Source organism: Pseudomonas sp. Cab53, from assembly GCF_018325965.1.
GTDB lineage: Bacteria > Pseudomonadota > Gammaproteobacteria > Pseudomonadales > Pseudomonadaceae > Aquipseudomonas > Aquipseudomonas chlororaphis_E.
Map to the genome: position 1 here is coordinate 574,481 of NZ_AP021902.1, position 17,485 is coordinate 591,965.

General features: G+C 63.9%; 16 protein-coding genes and 1 riboswitch. Of the genes, 10 read left to right on the forward strand and 6 right to left on the reverse strand.

What is annotated here, in order from left to right; translation table 11 throughout:
* Nucleotides 1-38: 38 nt before the first annotated feature.
* The 3 genes from KI241_RS02435 to hldE all read left to right on the forward strand — a co-directional run bounded on the left by KI241_RS02435 (nucleotide 39) and on the right by hldE (nucleotide 2,904).
* Entirely contained in the window at nucleotides 39-743 is a 705-nt protein-coding gene (locus tag KI241_RS02435; RefSeq protein ID WP_047736077.1) for a sulfotransferase family 2 domain-containing protein, read from the forward strand.
* Nucleotides 736-1,338: an adenylyl-sulfate kinase gene (gene cysC / locus KI241_RS02440; RefSeq protein WP_042732487.1), complete on the forward strand. Its 603-nt coding sequence runs from the start codon at nucleotides 736-738 to the stop codon at nucleotides 1,336-1,338. Before KI241_RS02435 ends, cysC begins: the two co-directional genes overlap by 8 nt.
* A 144-nt stretch (nucleotides 1,339-1,482) precedes the next feature.
* Nucleotides 1,483-2,904, forward strand: a complete 1,422-nt coding sequence (hldE, locus tag KI241_RS02445; RefSeq protein WP_042732486.1) for a bifunctional D-glycero-beta-D-manno-heptose-7-phosphate kinase/D-glycero-beta-D-manno-heptose 1-phosphate adenylyltransferase HldE — start codon at nucleotides 1,483-1,485, stop codon at nucleotides 2,902-2,904.
* Between the two features lie 147 nt (nucleotides 2,905-3,051).
* Here the strand turns inward: hldE and KI241_RS02450 are convergent, their stop codons facing one another.
* The 4 genes from KI241_RS02450 to KI241_RS02465 form a co-directional block, all read right to left on the reverse strand.
* Complete coding sequence (locus KI241_RS02450) at nucleotides 3,052-4,017, reverse strand: hypothetical protein (protein ID WP_042732485.1); 966 nt, start codon at nucleotides 4,015-4,017, stop codon at nucleotides 3,052-3,054.
* Between the two features lie 33 nt (nucleotides 4,018-4,050).
* Nucleotides 4,051-4,863, reverse strand: coding sequence for an aldo/keto reductase (locus KI241_RS02455; RefSeq protein ID WP_042732484.1), 813 nt, complete (start codon nucleotides 4,861-4,863; stop codon nucleotides 4,051-4,053).
* Nucleotides 4,860-6,035, reverse strand: coding sequence for an FAD-dependent oxidoreductase (locus KI241_RS02460; protein WP_042732483.1), 1,176 nt, complete (start codon nucleotides 6,033-6,035; stop codon nucleotides 4,860-4,862). Before KI241_RS02460 ends, KI241_RS02455 begins: the two co-directional genes overlap by 4 nt.
* Before the next feature lie 207 nt (nucleotides 6,036-6,242).
* A complete protein-coding gene (locus KI241_RS02465; protein WP_047736074.1) occupies nucleotides 6,243-6,575 on the reverse strand; it encodes a multidrug efflux SMR transporter in 333 nt (110 codons plus the stop codon).
* A 102-nt stretch (nucleotides 6,576-6,677) separates the two neighbouring features.
* Here KI241_RS02465 and KI241_RS02470 point away from each other — a divergent pair, with 102 nt between their 5' ends.
* Together KI241_RS02470 and waaA are read left to right on the forward strand one after the other, a co-directional pair.
* The gene (locus KI241_RS02470; protein ID WP_042731418.1) at nucleotides 6,678-7,568 is read left to right on the forward strand and encodes a LysR family transcriptional regulator; all 891 of its coding nucleotides are present in this window, start codon (nucleotides 6,678-6,680) and stop codon (nucleotides 7,566-7,568) included.
* 22 nt (nucleotides 7,569-7,590) lie between these two features.
* The gene (waaA, locus tag KI241_RS02475) at nucleotides 7,591-8,871 is read left to right on the forward strand and encodes a lipid IV(A) 3-deoxy-D-manno-octulosonic acid transferase (protein ID WP_042731419.1); all 1,281 of its coding nucleotides are present in this window, start codon (nucleotides 7,591-7,593) and stop codon (nucleotides 8,869-8,871) included.
* 159 nt (nucleotides 8,872-9,030) lie between these two features.
* On the opposite strand, the gene KI241_RS02480 is transcribed toward waaA, so the two are convergent.
* The gene (locus KI241_RS02480) at nucleotides 9,031-10,470 is read right to left on the reverse strand and encodes a TolC family outer membrane protein (RefSeq protein WP_042731420.1); all 1,440 of its coding nucleotides are present in this window, start codon (nucleotides 10,468-10,470) and stop codon (nucleotides 9,031-9,033) included.
* A gap of 156 nt (nucleotides 10,471-10,626) precedes the next feature.
* A riboswitch (TPP riboswitch) is annotated at nucleotides 10,627-10,732 on the forward strand.
* A 174-nt stretch (nucleotides 10,733-10,906) separates the two neighbouring features.
* On the opposite strand from KI241_RS02480, the gene thiC reads away from it, so the two are divergent.
* Together thiC and cytX are read left to right on the forward strand one after the other, a co-directional pair.
* Entirely contained in the window at nucleotides 10,907-12,796 is a 1,890-nt protein-coding gene (thiC, locus tag KI241_RS02485) for a phosphomethylpyrimidine synthase ThiC (protein WP_042731421.1), read from the forward strand.
* Between the two features lie 170 nt (nucleotides 12,797-12,966).
* Nucleotides 12,967-14,259, forward strand: coding sequence for a putative hydroxymethylpyrimidine transporter CytX (cytX, locus tag KI241_RS02490; RefSeq protein WP_212803318.1), 1,293 nt, complete (start codon nucleotides 12,967-12,969; stop codon nucleotides 14,257-14,259).
* Here cytX and KI241_RS02495 read toward each other — a convergent pair.
* Nucleotides 14,228-14,974 carry a DUF3298 domain-containing protein gene (locus KI241_RS02495; RefSeq protein WP_212803319.1) on the reverse strand — a complete coding sequence of 249 codons (747 nt, stop codon included), beginning with the start codon at nucleotides 14,972-14,974 and terminating at the stop codon, nucleotides 14,228-14,230. The two genes, cytX and KI241_RS02495, sit on opposite strands and share 32 nt — an antisense overlap.
* 213 nt (nucleotides 14,975-15,187) lie before the next feature.
* Here KI241_RS02495 and KI241_RS02500 point away from each other — a divergent pair, with 213 nt between their 5' ends.
* The 3 genes from KI241_RS02500 (at nucleotide 15,188) to cpdA (ending at nucleotide 17,174) form a co-directional block, all read left to right on the forward strand.
* Complete coding sequence (locus KI241_RS02500) at nucleotides 15,188-15,805, forward strand: NUDIX domain-containing protein (RefSeq protein WP_042731424.1); 618 nt, start codon at nucleotides 15,188-15,190, stop codon at nucleotides 15,803-15,805.
* Nucleotides 15,796-16,248 (forward strand): DUF1249 domain-containing protein, encoded by a 453-nt coding sequence (locus KI241_RS02505; protein ID WP_024781420.1) that lies wholly within the window; start codon nucleotides 15,796-15,798, stop codon nucleotides 16,246-16,248. The genes KI241_RS02500 and KI241_RS02505 overlap by 10 nt, the downstream gene beginning before the upstream one ends.
* A gap of 110 nt (nucleotides 16,249-16,358) precedes the next feature.
* A complete protein-coding gene (gene cpdA, locus KI241_RS02510; protein WP_042731425.1) occupies nucleotides 16,359-17,174 on the forward strand; it encodes a 3',5'-cyclic-AMP phosphodiesterase in 816 nt (271 codons plus the stop codon).
* Nucleotides 17,175-17,485: the final 311 nt, after the last annotated feature.

Below are 17,485 nucleotides of genomic sequence, written 5' to 3' on the forward strand. Positions count from 1 at the left end.
GCGATCGAGGGGGCCATCCTTCTCGCGTGGGTATCCGAATGCTGCAACGCTATCTCTGGAAGCTGCTGCCCAAGGCGCAGCGGTCCTTTCTGTTGGGGCGCCTGTCGGTGGTCGACCGCCAGGTCGTGAACAAGTCGATGTCGGCCAACTGCCATTTCCCCGAAATCTTCGCCGAGCGCGCCTGCCTGTTCATCCATGTGCCAAAATGCGCCGGTAGCAGTGTTTGCGCCGGCTTGTTCGAAGGCTATACCCCCGGACACCTGCCGTTGTACTGGTACGAGCAACAGTTTGCGCGGCAGTACGCCGACAGCTTCAAATTCGCTTTTGTGCGTGATCCGCTGGAGCGGGCATATTCAGCCTATGCTTTCCTGCGGGGCAATACGCTGGGGCAACGCGATCACGCGGCGCAGGCAATGGTGAGGCATTACCGCGATTTCGATGACTTCGTCGCCCGCTGGCTGCACCCGGAAAACATCACCCGGCAACTGCATTTCGCTGCCCAGACGGATTTTCTCACCGACTCCCTCGGCCATCTGGCGATGGATTTCATCGGTTATCAGGAACACCTGGGGCGCGATTATCGCCAGCTATACGAACGTCTCGGCGGCCGTGCGACCTTGCCCCATGTGAACCGCTCGCAGCAGCGCGCCGCGGTGCCGGTACGGGACCTGTGCTCGGTGCGCACGCGCCGCCTGGTGCGGCGGGTGTACCAACGTGACTATGAGATGCTCGGCTATGAATGAAACGTCAAAGGTATTGCAGGCGCAGATACGTCCTTGCGCGCCGGCGCTCACGCCCCAGGATCGGGCCGCGATCAAGGCCCAGCGTCCACGCTGCATCTGGCTGACCGGGCTGTCCGGGGCGGGCAAGTCGACGCTGGCCAATGCCTTGGAAGTACAGCTCAACCGGCAGGGCCTGCACACGGCCCTGCTCGATGGCGACAACCTGCGCCAAGGGTTGTGTCGAGGCCTGGGCATGGATGCCGAGTCACGCAAGGAAAACATCCGGCGCATCGGCGAGGTGGCGCGGTTGATGGTCGATGCCGGCCTGATCGTCATCGTCGCGGCGATCTCCCCGTTTCGCGCCGACCGCGAGACGGCCCGGCAGTTGTTCCCGGAAGGCACCTTCGTGGAGGTCTACGTCAGCACTCCCCTGGACGTCTGTGCCCAGCGCGACCCCAAGGGCTTGTACCGCGAAGCCCGCGCCGGGCGAATCAAGAACTTCACCGGGCTCGACAGTCCCTACGAAGTTCCGCTCGCCCCGGATTGCCAGATCGACACCAGTGAAACGGCGCTCGCCCAGGCCTGCGAGCGGTTGTCGGCGTTGCTGCAACGCTGATCGGGCGGGCAAACCTGCATCGCATCGCGCCTCCGAATGGGGGCGCGCATCGACGAGTGAAAGCAGTGGCACACAGCCATGAATCAGCCTTCACCAACCCTGTGCTAATATCGCGCCCCTGTTCATTTTGTATGTGGGATCTCCATGAAGTTGTCCATGCCGCGATTCGATCAAGCCCCTGTATTGGTGGTCGGCGATGTCATGCTCGACCGCTACTGGCATGGCGGTACCTCACGGATTTCCCCCGAGGCACCGGTACCGGTGGTGAAGGTCGAGAACATCGAGGACCGCCCCGGTGGTGCCGCCAACGTTGCCCTGAACATCGCCGCGCTGGGCGCACCGGCTTCACTGGTGGGCGTGACCGGCGACGATGAGGCCGCCGACAGCCTGACCAACAGCCTCAAGGGCGCGGGCGTGCGGGCGACCTTCCAGCGCATTGCGCACCAGCCGACCATCGTCAAGCTGCGGGTCATGAGCCGTCACCAGCAACTGCTGCGCATCGACTTCGAAGAGCCGTTTTCCACCGATCCCCTGGCCCTCGGCGGGGAAGTCGAGAGCCTGCTCGATGGGGTCAAGGTGCTGGTGTTGTCCGACTACGGCAAGGGTGCGTTGAAAAACCACCAGGTGCTGATCCAGGCCGCCCGTGCCCGCGGCATTCCGGTCCTGGCCGACCCCAAGGGCAAGGATTTCTCCATCTACCGTGGCGCCAGCCTGATCACGCCGAACCTCAGCGAGTTCGAAACCATCGTCGGCGGTTGCGTCGATGAGCACGAGTTGGTGAGCAAGGGCGCCCAACTGATGCAGGATCTGGACCTCGGCGCCTTGCTGGTGACCCGTGGCGAGCACGGCATGACCCTGCTGCGTCCCGATCATCCGGCGTTGCACCTGCCGGCCCGGGCCCGCGAAGTGTTCGACGTGACGGGCGCCGGCGACACCGTGATCTCCACCCTGGCGGCGGCCATCGCCGCGGGTGAGGAACTGCCCCATGCGGTGGCCCTGGCGAACCTGGCGGCGGGGATCGTGGTCGGCAAGCTGGGCACGGCGGCCATCAGCGCCCCGGAATTGCGGCGTGCCATCCAGCGCGAAGAAGGCTCCGAGCGCGGTGTGCTGGGCCTGGAGCAACTGCTGCTGGCGGTTGACGACGCCCGAGCCCATAACGAGAGAATCGTCTTCACCAATGGCTGCTTCGACATTCTTCACGCGGGCCATGTGACCTACCTGGAACAGGCCAGGGCCCAGGGCGATCGTCTGATCGTCGCGGTCAATGACGATGCCTCCGTGAGCCGTCTCAAGGGCCCGGGCCGGCCGATCAACAGCGTCGACCGGCGCATGGCGGTCCTGGCCGGGCTGGGGGCGGTGGACTGGGTGATCAGCTTCAGCGAAAGCACGCCGGAAAACCTGCTGCGCCAGGTCAAGCCGGATGTGCTGGTCAAGGGCGGTGACTATGGGATCGACCAGGTCGTGGGCGCGGACATCGTCGCGGCCTACGGCGGCACTGTGAAAGTGTTGGGGCTGGTGGAGAACAGCTCGACGACGGCGATCGTGGAGAAGATTCGCAACAACTGATGCGTCAGGCAAAGCGCAGAACCTGTGGGGGCGAGCTTGCTCGCGATTGCGTTGGATCATTCAGCCTCGATTAGGCTGACACACCGCTATCGCGAGCAAGCTCGCTCCCACAGGGCCCATTGTCCAGCCAGAAAATGGGCATCAGGCTTAGCGAGCCGTCTTGCGCGGCACGATCTTCTTGAACAATTGCCGGGCCTTGCCCTTCAGTCGGGTCAGTCCCGATTCCTTGCCCGGTGGCGCCAAGCCTTGCTGGCGCAACCAGTCCTTCCAGCGAATCCGCTCGTCACGCACCAGCCAGCCGTCCTGCCGGGCAAAACTTTCCGCCAGGTACAGCCCCCGGGTGCTGGCCGGGTATAACTGGTCCTTCTTCAAGGTATACAGCTCCGGCAGCGGTTGCCCATCCTGCAGCGGCATCAGGTACAGATCCGGCCTTTTGCGGTCCAGGCGCGCCACCAACTGGTCGCCCTCCAGGCGCTCATCCACATGGAACAGGCTCAGGGACTTGGCTTCCTTGGGCACGTCCAGGCGCAGGTCATAGATCAATTGCAGGGACGCCGTGGGCAGGTGCACATAGGCCCGAGGCCGTTCGATCAGTTGCAGGTTCGCGCTGCGCACCGGCCTCGCGGAGCCCGACAGCGGCGTCAGGCGGAACGGCAGGGCTTCGCGATAGTGCAAGGCACTGGCGTAAGGGGCCGGCAGCCAGGTGTCGTTGAAGCGTCCGCCGAGCCAGCCTTCCGGGGTTTCCAGCAGGCATTCCTCGGCGATTTCGCTGATGGCGGTGAGCAGTGGCAGGTTCAGCTCGTGGGCCGGGACGTAGCCGGAAATCAACTTGAGCACCACATCGCCACGGTCCTGCCGGCGCTGGCGCACCAACACCCAATAGTCACGATTCTGCCAATGCACGGTCAGGCGCACCGAAACGCCCAGGTTGGCCAGCTCCAGGGAAAAGCGTTCGGCGTCGGCCACGGTGACAGGACGGCGGCGCTGCAGGGTCTGGGCGAAATTCATCGGCATCCCGACGCTCTGGTAAGCCAGGCCTTCGGGCGTCGCTTCGACAAACAGGGGCAGGGTCTTGAAGTTGCTTGGGTTCTTGCGGATGAGCGTACGCGGCATGTCGACTCCTTCTTCATGCCGCGTCAAGCGGCGTCAGTTCTCACGCAGGACCTTGGCAACGGTCGCGACGTTATGGGCGAGGTGCAGCGGATTAATGGTGCCGACAATAGCACTGGCGACCCCAGGATGTTCAAACAACAGTTCGAAGCTGGCCCGGACCGGGTCCACGCCGGGGCTCAGGCAGACATGGCCGCTGGCCAGGGCTTTCTTGACCAGGATCGCCTTGCCGTGAGCGTTGGCGTAGTCAATGACCGCCTTCTCGGCCTGTTCGTTCAGATTGTAGGTGACCATCGCGCAATCGCCTTGCTCCAAGGCTTTCAAGCCGCCTTCGACGGTCTTGCCGGAAAAACCGAAGCCGCCGATCTTGCCTTCGCGCTTGAGCGCCGCGAGGGTCGGGTAAACCTCGCTGTCGTTGAGAATCGCCAGGTCATTGCCGTCGGAATGCACCAGCACCAGGTCGATGTAGTCGGTTTCCAGGCGCTTGAGGCTGCGTTCCACCGAGCGTCGGGTGTGGGCGGCGCTGAAGTCGTGGCGCGACTGGCCGTCGCTGAATTCCTCGCCGACCTTGCTGACAATCACCCAGTCCTGGCGCTGGCCGCGTAGCAACGGGCCGAGGCGTTCTTCGCTCTGGCCGTAGGCCGGCGCAGTGTCGATCAGGTTGATGCCCAGGTCGCGCGCCAGCTTGAGCAACATGCGCGCCGCCTCGTCATCGGGGATCTGGAAGCCGCTGGGGTACTTGACGCCCTGGTCGCGGCCGAGCTTGACCGTGCCCAGGCCCAGTGGCGAGACCTGGGGGCCGTTATGGCCCAGCGGCCGGTAGAGGTCGTGCAGGGTCGGTTGGCTCATGGCAGCAGTTGCTCCCAGGCCGGGACGCCCATGGGCGGTTTCGGCAACGCCGGCAACGGCGCCGCTTGATGGGGTTCGACACCGTCGCGTTGCAGCGCGCTGATCACCCGGTCGGCGAAGTCCGGGGCCAGGGCCAGCTTGGTCGGCCAGCCCACCAGCAGGCGATCCTGCTCGGCGAGAAAGGCGTTGTCCGGACGGGTCAGGCCGGTTTGCAACGGTTCGGCGCGGTCGACCCGCAATGTGGCCCATTGCGCGGTGCTGAGGTCGATCCAGGGCAGCAACTGGCCGAGCTCTTTCTGGGCGGCGGCGATCTGCGCGGCGGGCTCGCGGGCCACGCCATCGCCTTCGGCGAGGTCGCCTCCCAGGTACCAGACCCACTGGCCGTTGGCGGCCGGGTGGGTGGTTACGGTGACGCGCGGCTTCGGCCCGCCTCCCAGGCAGTGGGCGTAGAGTGGCTTGAGGCTCGGTCCCTTGACCAGGACCATGTGCAGCGGTCGGCGCTGCATGGCCGGCTGGTCCAGGCCCAGGGCGCCGAGCAGGTCGGCGGTGCCGCCGCCGGCGCTGAGGACAATGCGCTGGGCGCGGATCTCGCGGTCGTCCACCTTCAAGCCCACCAGTGCGCCGCCCTCGCGCAACGGCTCGATGCGCTGCCCGGCCAGCAAGCCGTCGCCGGCCAGCTCCGCCAGGCGCTCGATCAGGCTGGGAACGTCCACCACCAGTTCGGCCAGGCGATAGACCTTGCCCTTGAAGCGCTTGTCTTGCAGGGCCGGCGGCAGTTGTTCGCCCTTGACCTGGTCGACCCGGCCGCGCACGGCCTTGCTGGCGAAGAAACTGGTGAGGTTGCCGGCCAGGGTGCCGGGGGACCAGAGGTAATGGGCATCCGACAGCATGCGCACGCCGGAGAGGTCCAGCTCGCCTTCGCCCTTGAGGGCTTCACGCCAGCGGCGCGGCATGTCGGCGATGGCCTCCGAGGCACCGGTCAGGGCGCCGTGCAAGGCGTACTTGGCGCCGCCGTGGATGATGCCCTGGGATTTGACGCTCTGCCCGCCGCCGAGGCTGGCGCTCTCCACCAGCACGGTCGAAAAGCCCAGGCGACGCAGGCGTGCATTGAGCCAGAGGCCGGCGACTCCAGCGCCGACAATCAGAACGTCGGTGGAAATAACGGATGGCATGCAGCGACCTCAGTGAACAAGACGAAGGCGCAGTATACAGACTCGATGCTATTGGGATTTGTTGAGCATCAACATCAAAGGCGGCTGCCCGTGGCGAGGGAGCTTGCTCCCGCTTGGGTGCGAAGCGCCCACCAGGAGGACCGCGTTGCGGCCCAGCGGGAGCAAGCTCCCTCGCCACAAAAAGCTGTTCACCGCAGGTTTGTGTGTTCAGTGCCCGGCCGTCTTGGAGAACAGTTGAATCACCACCACCCCCAGCACAATCAGCGCCATCCCCAGCATCGCCGGTACATCCAGCTTCTGCCCATAGATGAACAACGCCGCCACGCTGACCATGACGATTCCCATCCCGGCCCACACCGCGTACGCCACGCCCACCGGCACCGTGCGCACCACCAGAGTCAGCATCCAGAAGGCAATGCCGTAGCCGGCGATCACCAAGATCAGGGGTAGAGGTGTGCTCAGGCCTTTCACCGCTTTCATCGAAACGGTGGCGATCACTTCCGCGCAAATGGCGATAGCCAGGTAGTAGTAAGCGTTCATGGGCAGTCCTCGGTCAGCGTTGCGTCTTTCGATGGCGCCATTCTAGAACCTGGGCAGATGCGGTAAAGTCATTACCTATCTGTCTAAGAGATAGGTTGCGCCATGCCTGTGCAGTGGAATCTGGAACAAATACAGTTATTCGTGGAAGTCGCCGAGAAGCGCTCGTTTTCTGCCGTGGCACGGGACCGGCGCAAAGCCCAGTCGGCCATCAGCAGCGCGATCGCCTGGCTGGAAACCGACCTGGGGGTGAGCCTGTTCGAGCGCAGCAGTGGCCGGCAGCCGACGCTCACCGAGGCCGGCGAGGTCTTGCTGGAGGAGGCTTGGGAGGTCTTGCGTCAGTGCGAGCGCCTCAACGGCCGGGCACTGGCGCTGATGCGTGGCCAGGAAGCCTCCCTGCGTCTGGCCCAGGACGAAGCCATGCCGTATCAACCGGTCATCGACAGCCTGGCGGCGCTGGCCGAGCAATTCCCAACCCTTGAGGTGCAACTGGCCAGCGCCGCCCAGGGCGACGTGGCGCGCAAACTGGTGGAGCGCCGCGCGGACCTGGGGTTGTTGTTCTACCACGACCAGATCCCCGAAGCCCTGGAGCGCCGCGTGTTGGGCAGCGTCGAGATGGTCACCGTGTGCGGCAAGGGGCATCCGCTGGCCAGCCACGCCTATGTGTCCTGCCGAGAGATGGCCCGGCACCGGCAGTTGCTGATGGCGACCCAATCCAGTGTCTACCCCGGCAGCGAGCAGGCCAGCCCGCAGGTCTGGCGCGCCGACAGTTTCTATGTGTTGGCCGAATGGCTGAGAAGTGGCCTGGGGTGGGCCTGGTTGCCACGGCACGTCGTGCAGTACCCGGCGTATCTGGGCGACATGGTGGAGCTCAACAGCGAGTGGACCCCGCCGGCCCTGGTGGTGGAGCTGGTCTGGCGCCGCGACGAACCTTTGGGGCCGGCGGCGCGCTGGCTGGCGGAACGTTTTGCCGTGCAGTTGCAGGCGATCGGCTGAAAAACCGATAAACTCCGCCGCCATGAACAGAACTCTCTATAGCGCATTGTTTTATCTGGGGCTGCCACTGGTAGCGATTCGGCTGTGGCTGCGGGCCCGCAAGGCGCCGGCGTATGCCCGGCGCATTGGCGAGCGTTTCTCTCGGGGGCTGCCGGCGATGGCGCCGGGAGGGATCTGGGTCCATGCCGTTTCGGTGGGCGAGAGCATTGCCGCCGCACCGATGATCCGCGCCTTGCTGCAACGTTATCCACAGTTGCCGATCACGGTCACCTGCATGACCCCGACGGGATCGGAGCGGATCCAGGCGTTGTTCGCCAACGAGCCGCGCATCCAGCACTGCTACCTGCCGTACGACTTGCCGTGCGCGGCCAGGCGTTTTCTCGACCAGGTGCGTCCGTGCCTGGCGGTGATCATGGAAACCGAGTTGTGGCCCAATCACATTCACCAGTGTGCTCGCCGGGGCATTCCCGTGGCGTTGGCGAATGCGCGATTGTCGGAGCGTTCGGCCCGAGGCTATGCGCGCTTCCCCGGGCTCACTCGGCCGATGCTCGCCGAGATGAGCCTGTTCGCCGTCCAGACCGAAGCCGAGGCCGAACGTTTCCGGCAACTGGGCGCCCGGACGGAGACCGTCGAGGTCACGGGCTCGATCAAGTTCGACCTGGCCATCGACCCGCAACTGCTGGAAAACGCCGGCGCCTTGCGGCGTCAGTGGCAAGCCATGGAGCGCCCGGTGTGGATCGCTGCCAGTACCCATGAAGGGGAAGATGAGGTGGTGCTCGACGCCCACCGTCGGTTGCTCGACAGTTATCCCGATGCGTTGCTGATCCTGGTGCCGCGTCATCCCGAGCGCTTCGACGCCGTGCACCAGCTCTGTGAAAGCCAGGGCTTCGCCACGGTCCGGCGCTCCAGCGCGCAACCGATCACCGCCCAGGCTTCGGTCTTGCTCGGCGACACCATGGGCGAGCTGCTGTTTCTCTATGCGTTGGCCGACAGTGCGTTTGTCGGTGGCAGCCTGGTGGCCAACGGCGGGCACAACCTGCTTGAGCCGGCGGCGCTGGCGAAGCCGGTGCTCAGCGGGCCGCACCTGTTCAACTTCCTCGACATCGCCGCGCAACTGCGCAGCGCCGGGGCATTGCAGGAGGTCGAGGATGCCGAGAGCCTGGCCCTCGCGGTGCAACGGCTGTTCGAACTGCCCCGCGATGCCCAGCGCATGGCCGAGGCGGGATTGAAGGTGATGCGGGCCAACCAGGGTGCGTTGCAGCGGTTGCTGGACGGGTTGGGGCGGTTGATTTCCGACCGGTGATCGTTGCCTTTGTGGCGAGGGGATTTATCCCCGCTGGGGCGCGAAGCGCCCCCTTTCAAGCCATCTGACACACCGAGTTGTCAGGTTTGGGGCTGCTACGCAGCCCAACGGGGATAAATCCCCTCGCCACAGGGGAACCGTTGCCTGTAAAACGGGTGGTTACTGCGCCGGCCGTGAACGCAACTGCTGCGCCGCGGCTTGCGCCAGGTCCGGCGGCAGGAAGTCCTTGTCCGGGTTGTAGTCGGGCTTGAGGTAGCGCGACAGGTCTTGCAGGTCGGCCGGGCTCAAGGTGCCGGCGGCCTGCTTGAGGCGCAGGTTGTCGAGGATGTAGTCGTAACGGGCGTTGTTGTAGTTGCGCACCGAGGTGTACAGCTGGCGCTGGGCATCCAGCACATCGACGATGTTGCGCGTCCCCACCTGGTAGCCGATCTCCGTGGCTTCCACCGCGCTCTGGTTGGAAATGATCGACTGGCGCCGCGCCTGGACCTGTTCCACGTCGGTGTTCACCGCGCGGTGCAGGTTGCGGGTGTTTTCCACCACCTGGCGGCGCAAGCCTTCGCGCTGCTGCTCGGTCTGGGTGAGTTGCGAGTAGGACTCGCGCACCTGGGAGCTGGTCAAGCCGCCGCTGTAGATCGGAATGTTCAGTTGCAACGCCAGGGTGCGCTGTTCGACGTCACCGCCGTACGGTTGGCCGAACGCGTTCGGGTTGCTGAAGCCCAAGGCATCGTTGTCGCCTTTTTCGTACCTTGCCACGGCGTCCAGGGTCGGTGCGTGGCCGGCCTTGCGCTGGCGCAAGGTGTCTTCGGCCGCGGTGACCGCATAGTTGCTGGCCAGCAGGTTGAGGTTCTGCTTGGCGGCCGTGTCGACCCAGGCCTTGGCATCGTTCGGTGCCGGCGGCAGGATCGGCAGCGTGTGGACGATGCCCTGGATCGAGTTGTACTGGCGGTTGGTCAGGGTGATCAACGCCTCGAAGGCATCCTCGACCTGGCGCTGGGCAAGGATCCGGTTGGCGCGCGCAGTGTCGTAGCTGGCCTGGGATTGCAGGACGTCGGTCTTGTCCGACAGGCCCACGTCAAAGCGTTCGTTGGACTGGTCGAGCTGGCGCTTGAAGGCGGCTTCCTCGGCCTTGGTCGAGGCCAGGTTGTCCTGGCTGCGCAGCACGTTGAAATAGCTCTCGGCGCTTTGCAGAATCATGTTCTGCTCGGTGGCCGACAGTTGCAGCGAGGCCTGTTCATTCACCGACTTGGCGGCCTGGAACTGGAACCAGCGATCGGCCCGGAACAGCGGCTGGGACAGCGTGGCCTGATACGAGCGAGCGCTGCGGGTGGCGACGGCGGCCGGCTGGTCGATGTCGGTGCGCACGTTGGCCACTTCGGCGCCGCCGGACAGGTTGGGCAGCAACCCGGCACGCGCCTGGGGCACCACTTCCTTCTGGGCGCCATACTGGGCGCGGGCGGCGGCCAGGTCGGCATTGTTGTCCACCGCTTCCTGATACACGCTCACCAGATCGGTTTTGGTGGTCAAGGGCGCTTCGGCAGCCCAGGCCATTCCATTGGACGCACAAGACACGGCAAGGGCCAGTGAGAGTTTGCGCAGCATGAGGCGATCCCTATTTCACGGATGAGTGCGCACTAAAGAGGCGCGGCGTAGCGAGTGTAGTTGCGCGCACGCACGGCAACAATCCTGTATATGCGCCATTCATCACGGCTTTTGCCCAGGTGATGGCGTTCCGCGGGAGTTGTGTCTAGACTGGCCAGGTTCTTGTCGGGGTGCCTTGCTATGAGGCTGAGATCGAATAATTTCGGATCCCGTTGAACCTGATCAGGTTAACGCCTGCGTAGGGAACAAGATTTCTCGTCACCCGGCGAGTCCTCTTGTGCTTCGTCCGGGATGTGGTTCGATCATCGGTTTTCGATCTTCGAGCACGCTCCGCAGCAAGCACAGCATCCGCACCGTCGTGCGCGATTGCGTCCATTCGCTACAGGTTCGCTCCGACAAAAATCCACTGCCTGGATGTGTGTCTGGAGAGCCCGTGATGACGACAAAATCAAAAAACGCGATCAACCTCAGTGATTCGGCCCAGGTCGATCAGCAATCGGTTCAGCCCTTTACCCGCTCGCAAAAAATCTATGTCCAGGGCAGTCGCCCGGACATCCGCGTGCCCATGCGCGAAATCAGCCTCGACGTGACCCCGACCGACTTCGGCGGTGAGATCAACGCGCCGGTGACCGTGTACGACACCTCTGGCCCCTACACCGACCCGAACGTGATCATCGACGTGCGCAAAGGCCTGGCCGACGTGCGCTCGCCGTGGATCGAGGCCCGTGGCGACACCGAGCGCCTGGCCGGCCTGAGTTCCAATTTCGGCCAGCAGCGCCTGGCCGATCCCGAACTGACCCAACTGCGCTTCGCCCACGTCAACAACCCGCGCCGGGCCAAGCCGGGCGCCAACGTCAGCCAGATGCACTACGCGCGCAAAGGCATCATCACCGCCGAGATGGAATACGTCGCCATCCGCGAGAACATGAAGCTGGAAGTGGCCCGCGCAGCCGGACTGCTGGACCAGCAACACGCCGGCCACAGCTTCGGCGCCAGCGTGCCGAAAGTCATCACCCCGGAATTCGTCCGCGACGAAATCGCCCGTGGTCGCGCGATCATCCCGGCCAACATCAACCACACCGAACTGGAACCGATGATCATCGGCCGCAACTTCCTGGTGAAGATCAACGGCAACATCGGCAACAGCGCGCTGGGTTCGTCCATCGAAGAAGAAGTGGCGAAGCTGACCTGGGGCATCCGCTGGGGCTCGGACACGGTCATGGACCTGTCCACCGGCAAGCACATCCATGAAACCCGCGAGTGGATCATCCGCAACTCGCCGGTGCCGATCGGCACCGTGCCGATCTACCAGGCCCTGGAAAAAGTCGGCGGCGTGGCCGAAGACCTGACCTGGGAGTTGTTCCGCGACACGCTGATCGAACAGGCCGAGCAGGGCGTCGACTACTTCACCATCCACGCCGGCGTGCTGTTGCGCTATGTGCCGATGACCGCCAAGCGCGTCACCGGCATCGTCAGCCGTGGCGGCTCGATCATGGCCAAGTGGTGCCTGGCGCACCACAAGGAAAACTTCCTCTACACCCACTTCGAAGACATCTGCGAAATCATGAAGGCCTACGACGTCAGCTTCTCGCTGGGCGATGGCCTGCGTCCGGGCTCGATTGCCGACGCCAACGACGAAGCGCAGTTCGGTGAGCTGGAAACCCTCGGCGAGCTGACCAAGATCGCCTGGAAGCACGACGTGCAATGCATGATCGAGGGCCCGGGCCACGTGCCGATGCAACTGATCAAGGAAAACATGGACAAGCAGCTCGAGTGCTGCGACGAGGCGCCGTTCTACACCCTCGGCCCGCTGACCACCGACATCGCGCCGGGCTACGACCACATCACCTCCGGCATCGGCGCGGCGATGATCGGCTGGTTCGGTTGCGCGATGCTTTGCTACGTGACCCCGAAGGAACACCTGGGCTTGCCGAACAAGGATGACGTGAAGACCGGGATCATCACCTACAAAATCGCTGCTCATGCGGCCGACCTTGCAAAAGGTCACCCCGGCGCGCAGATCCGCGACAACGCCTTGAGCAAGGCACGCTTCGAGTTCCGCTGGGAAGACCAGTTCAACCTCGGCCTGGACCCGGACACCGCGCGTTCGTACCACGACGAAACCTTGCCGAAGGACTCGGCCAAGGTCGCGCATTTCTGCTCGATGTGCGGGCCGAAGTTCTGTTCGATGAAAATCACCCAGGAAGTGCGCGAGTACGCGGCCAACCAGCGCATCGAGGCGGTGGATGTGGAAGTCGCCCAAGGGATGGCGGAACAGGCCGAGCGGTTCAAGCAGGAAGGCAGTCAGCTTTACAAGAAAGTGTGATGTGAGCTGGAGGCGGTGGTGTCCTTGCCGCCGCCTTCGCGAGCAAGCTCGCTCCCACAGTGGATCACTGGTGCACACAGATTTTTGTGCTTACCCCGATCCCCTGTGGGAGCGAGCTTGCTCGCGAAAGCAATCGCCAGAACAACAAGTATTCATCTGAGATAGCACCTTTGAACATCCAACCCAGCACCTACTCCCCCGACATCGCCGTCCCCCTGGACAAACGCGTCTTCGGCGCCCGCGATCTGTTTTCCCTGTGGTTTTCCCTCGGCATCGGCCTGATGGTCTTGCAGGTCGGGGCCTTGCTGGCGCCGGGCCTGGGCCTGAGTGGTTCGTTGCTGGCGATTTTCCTTGGCACGCTGGCGGGCGTACTGCTGCTTGCGGCGGTTGGGGTGATCGGCAGCGACACCGGCCTGTCGGCCATGGCCGCCCTCAAGCTCAGCCTCGGCAGCAAGGGCGCAAGCGTGCCGGCGCTGTTGAACCTGTTGCAGTTGATCGGCTGGGGGTCGTTCGAAATCATCGTCATGCGCGACGCCGCCAGCCTGCTCGGCGCCCGGGCCTTCAGCGAAGGCAGCCTCGGGGCGAATCCGCTGCTGTGGACCTTGTTCTTCGGTGCCCTGGCAACCTTACTCGCGGTGAGCGGGCCGCTGACGTTCGTGCGCAAGGTCCTGCGCAAGTGGGGCATCTGGCTGTTGCTGGCGGCGTGCACCTGGTTGACCTGGAACCTGTTCGCCAAGGCCGACCTGGCGGCGCTGTGGGGCCGGCCCGGTGACGGCTCGATGCCGCTGGCCGTGGGGTTCGACATTGCGATCGCCATGCCGTTGTCGTGGCTGCCGCTGATCGCCGACTACTCACGCTTCGGCCAACGCGCCCGGAATGTCTTCGGCGGCACCGCCTTGGGCTTCTTCATCGGTAACTTTTGGCTAATGAGCCTGGGCGTCGCCTACACCCTGGCGTTCGCCCCGAGCGGTGAGGTCAATGCGCTGTTGCTGGCGCTGGCGGGTGCCGGATTGGGTATTCCATTGCTGCTGATTCTGCTGGACGAGTCGGAAAACGCCTTCGCCGACATCCATTCGGCGGCGGTGTCCAGTGGCATGCTGTCGGGGCTGAAGGTCGAACACCTGGCGTTGGCGATCGGCCTCATCTGCACCTTGATCGCCTGTTTTGCGCCGTTGGCCCAGTACCAGAATTTCCTGTTGCTGATCGGCTCGGTGTTCGCGCCGCTGTTCGGCGTGGTGCTGGTGGACCACTTCATCCTGCGCAAACGCAGCAGCCAGGTGGCATCGGCCGCGTTGCGCTGGCCGGCACTGTTGGCCTGGCTGGGTGGGGTGAGCACGTATCACCTGCTCGCCAATGTCTACCCGGACATCGGTGCGACCCTGCCGTCGCTCATGCTGGCAGGGCTGCTGCAACTGCTGCTGGGCCGGGCGTTCAGCTACGGCCGGGAAACAGCTCGGGCTTGAGGATGCCGTTGAGGCGTGGGTAGGCGATCTTCAGCTCGATGTGGCCCAGGGCGTAGGGCGCGATGGTGCTGGTTTCATACTTGAGGATCACCCCGCCATAGGTCAGGGCGATGTGCGGGGTTTTCTGGAAGGACCACTGTTTCAGGAAGTCCGGTTCCTGATCCAGCTTGGTGCTGATCAACCAGCTGTTGTGGGCGACCTGGGCGGCTTTCCAGAATGCTTCTTCCTGGCCCGGCAGCAGCATGTCTGCCAGGGTCAGCACTTTGTGCTGCTGGCGCGAATAGTTGATGAAGCCGCGTCCCGGCGTGCCGTGGGCGCCGCCGGTGTCCAGGTAGCTGGACAATTCGATGATCACCAAGCCGTCATGCTGCTCACGTACCTTGGCCTGCAAATAACTGCTGGTGCGCGGCGCCGCGGTGCGCAGGAACTGCTCGCGGTAGGCGGCCAGCGTGGGCGCGACCGGGGCGTCCGGGGTGGTGCGGGTCATTTGCAGCAGGCGTTTTTCAATGAGGCTGTCCAAGGCCGGCTCGGCAGGAAAATGCACGGTGTCGATGTTCACCAGCGGGCAGTCGGCGCTGGCGCAGCCCGGCTGCAATTGTTCCGAGGCGTCGCGGGTGGTTTCCAGCGGGGCGCGGTAGTTGGGTTGGAACAGGCTTTGGCAGGCCCCCAGCGTCAGGGCAATGGCGGCCAGCGAGACAATTCTGAAAAGCGACATGGGCGTCCTTCGTGGAACAGGGAAAGGCGAAAAGTTACCCGCTTCGACTGTCAGCAGGGCAATCAGTTCGCCACTAAGCTCATTAGAGTGATTTTGCGCCTGGCCGTCCATCCCGATGACGGGAAAGGGGCTGCATCAAAGGGTACGGGCGCGTTAGGATGGCGCGAAGCCGAGGTTGGAACCTCGTATTGATCACCGCAAACGAGGACAGTCATGACCGATTTCGCCAACACCACCCCGAGCGCCGTGGACATCGTCAAGCGCGAGAACTGCTTCCAGGGTTTCTACAAGCTCGATCGTGTCCGCTTGCGCCATGAGTTGTTCGCCGGTGGCATGAGCCGTGAAATCAGCCGTGAGTTGTTCGTGCGCCATGACGCGGTGTGCGTATTGCCATATGACCCGCTGCGCGATGAAGTGGTGTTGATCGAACAGTTTCGCGTTGGCGCCATGGACAAGGCCGCCAACCCCTGGCTGGTAGAACTGGTGGCGGGCCTGATCGACAAGGACGAGCAACCGGAAGAAGTTGCTCATCGCGAAGCGCAGGAGGAAGCTGGGCTGGTCTTCGCGGCGTTGTGGCCAATGACCAAGTATTTTCCCTCGCCGGGCGGCAGTGATGAATTCGTGCATCTTTTCCTGGGGCGCTGCGACAGCACGGGGGCCGGCGGCCTGCATGGCCTGGAGGAAGAAGCCGAAGACATCCGCGTGAAAACCTGGGCTTTTGAAGACGCCTTGCAAGCGGTGCGCGACGGGCGTATCTGCAACGCAGCCAGCATCATTGCCCTGCAATGGCTGGCCTTGAACCGCGATGAAGTGAGGGGGCTATGGTCCTGAGCAAGCTGCGCGATCGTTATCGCGTCGACCTGGTAGGGCTGCAAGCAGCCTGCGAGGCCAACTACGCCCGCCTGATGCGCCTGTTGCCCGACATGCGCAACGACCCGGCGCCGCGGCGTATCGCGGTGACCCATGGCGACCAGATGCTCGGCGTGCTGGCCCTCGAGGTGCTGCAAACCTGCCCCTACACCACCACGCTGCAGGTGCGCCAGGAGCACAGCCTGCCGTGGCTGCCGGTGCCGCAACTGGAGGTTCAGGTCTATCACGACGCGCGCATGGCCGAAGTCGTGAGCGCCGAGCATGCACGACGCTTTCGCGGCATCTATCCTTACCCCAATGCCTCGATGCACCAGCCGGATGAAAAAGCCCAGTTGAACCTGTTCCTGGGGGAGTGGTTGAGTCATTGCCTGGCGCTGGGTCACGAATTCGAAGTGGTTCGCTAGCGGGTGTCCTGTCTGTGAACCGGTTCCGGTTCGCGGGTTTCCCCTTTCGACTATCCCCAGCATAATTGCGGCTTCATCCAACGGCGCGAGTACGCCTGGGAGTGAGCGATTTGCCGAGCGTATCCACCTTGACCACCGCTGACGCGGCGTTGCTGGTCCAACTCTCCGACAGCCACCTGTACGCCGAGGCTGATGCCTCGTTGCTGGGCATGAACACCCGGGACAGCCTGCGGGCGGTCATCGACCTGGTGCTCGAACAGCAGCCGGAGATAGATCTGCTGCTTGCCACGGGCGACTTGTCTCAGGACGGTACGCTGCAATCCTACGAAGCATTCCGCCAGATGAGCGCGAGGATCGACGCTCCGGCGCGCTGGCTGCCGGGCAATCACGATGAGCCGCAGGTGATGCTCCAGGCGGCGGTCCAGAGCACATTGCTCGATCCGGTGGTGGACATTGGCAACTGGCGCGTGACGATGCTCGACTCCGCCGTGCCCGGATCGGTGCCGGGGTTTTTAGCCGAAGAGCAACTGATTCTGCTGGCCAATGCCCTGAGTGAGGCGCCGGAGCGGCATCATCTGGTGTGCCTGCATCATCATCCGGTTTCGATTGGGTGTGCGTGGATGGAGCCCATCGGGTTGCGTAATCCTGAGGCGCTGTTTGCGGTGTTGGATCGGTTTCCCCAGGTACGGGCGGTGCTGTGGGGGCATGTGCATCAGGAGATTGATCAGGTGCGCAATGGGGTGAGGTTGTTGGCTTCGCCTTCGACCTGTATTCAGTTTGAGCCTGGTTCTGTGGATTTTGCGGTGGGGGAGCAGGTGCCGGGGTATCGGTGGTTGCGGCTTTTGGCGGATGGGCGGTTGGAGACGGGGGTTGAGCGGGTGGTTGGGTTTGAGTTTGCGGTCGACTATGGGGCCAATGGGTATTGAGTTTTTCTGTGGGAGCGGGCTTGCCCGCGAAGGCGGCCCTGTGATTGGCTTGGGTTTTGTTGATTGAGTAAATATCCATTGCTGCGGTAACGGCTACTTATGGTTCCGCCCTTACGGCGGGTTACTTTTGGCAAACGCCCCAAAAGTAACCAAAAAGGCTTGCCCCTCCACTCGGTGCCTCGCCTAGGCTCGGCATCCCCTCACTCCGGCATTGCTCCGTGGGCCCGCCGCGAAGGGCCATCCATGGCCCAGCGCGGCTAACCCGGCATCCATGCCGGGTTGCCCACTGCGCAATGCCTGCGTTCGGCCGT

Coding starts and splice junctions, on each gene's coding strand:
- KI241_RS02435 (WP_047736077.1), top strand. CDS start 39: ATGCTGCAACGCTATCTCTGGAAGCTGCTGCCCAAGGCGCAGCGGTCC.
- cysC (WP_042732487.1), top strand. CDS start 736: ATGAATGAAACGTCAAAGGTATTGCAGGCGCAGATACGTCCTTGCGCG.
- hldE (WP_042732486.1), top strand. CDS start 1,483: ATGAAGTTGTCCATGCCGCGATTCGATCAAGCCCCTGTATTGGTGGTC.
- KI241_RS02450 (WP_042732485.1), bottom strand. CDS start 4,017: ATGCCGCGTACGCTCATCCGCAAGAACCCAAGCAACTTCAAGACCCTG.
- KI241_RS02455 (WP_042732484.1), bottom strand. CDS start 4,863: ATGAGCCAACCGACCCTGCACGACCTCTACCGGCCGCTGGGCCATAAC.
- KI241_RS02460 (WP_042732483.1), bottom strand. CDS start 6,035: ATGCCATCCGTTATTTCCACCGACGTTCTGATTGTCGGCGCTGGAGTC.
- KI241_RS02465 (WP_047736074.1), bottom strand. CDS start 6,575: ATGAACGCTTACTACTACCTGGCTATCGCCATTTGCGCGGAAGTGATC.
- KI241_RS02470 (WP_042731418.1), top strand. CDS start 6,678: ATGCCTGTGCAGTGGAATCTGGAACAAATACAGTTATTCGTGGAAGTC.
- waaA (WP_042731419.1), top strand. CDS start 7,591: ATGAACAGAACTCTCTATAGCGCATTGTTTTATCTGGGGCTGCCACTG.
- KI241_RS02480 (WP_042731420.1), bottom strand. CDS start 10,470: ATGCTGCGCAAACTCTCACTGGCCCTTGCCGTGTCTTGTGCGTCCAAT.
- thiC (WP_042731421.1), top strand. CDS start 10,907: ATGACGACAAAATCAAAAAACGCGATCAACCTCAGTGATTCGGCCCAG.
- KI241_RS02495 (WP_212803319.1), bottom strand. CDS start 14,974: ATGTCGCTTTTCAGAATTGTCTCGCTGGCCGCCATTGCCCTGACGCTG.
- KI241_RS02500 (WP_042731424.1), top strand. CDS start 15,188: ATGACCGATTTCGCCAACACCACCCCGAGCGCCGTGGACATCGTCAAG.
- KI241_RS02505 (WP_024781420.1), top strand. CDS start 15,796: ATGGTCCTGAGCAAGCTGCGCGATCGTTATCGCGTCGACCTGGTAGGG.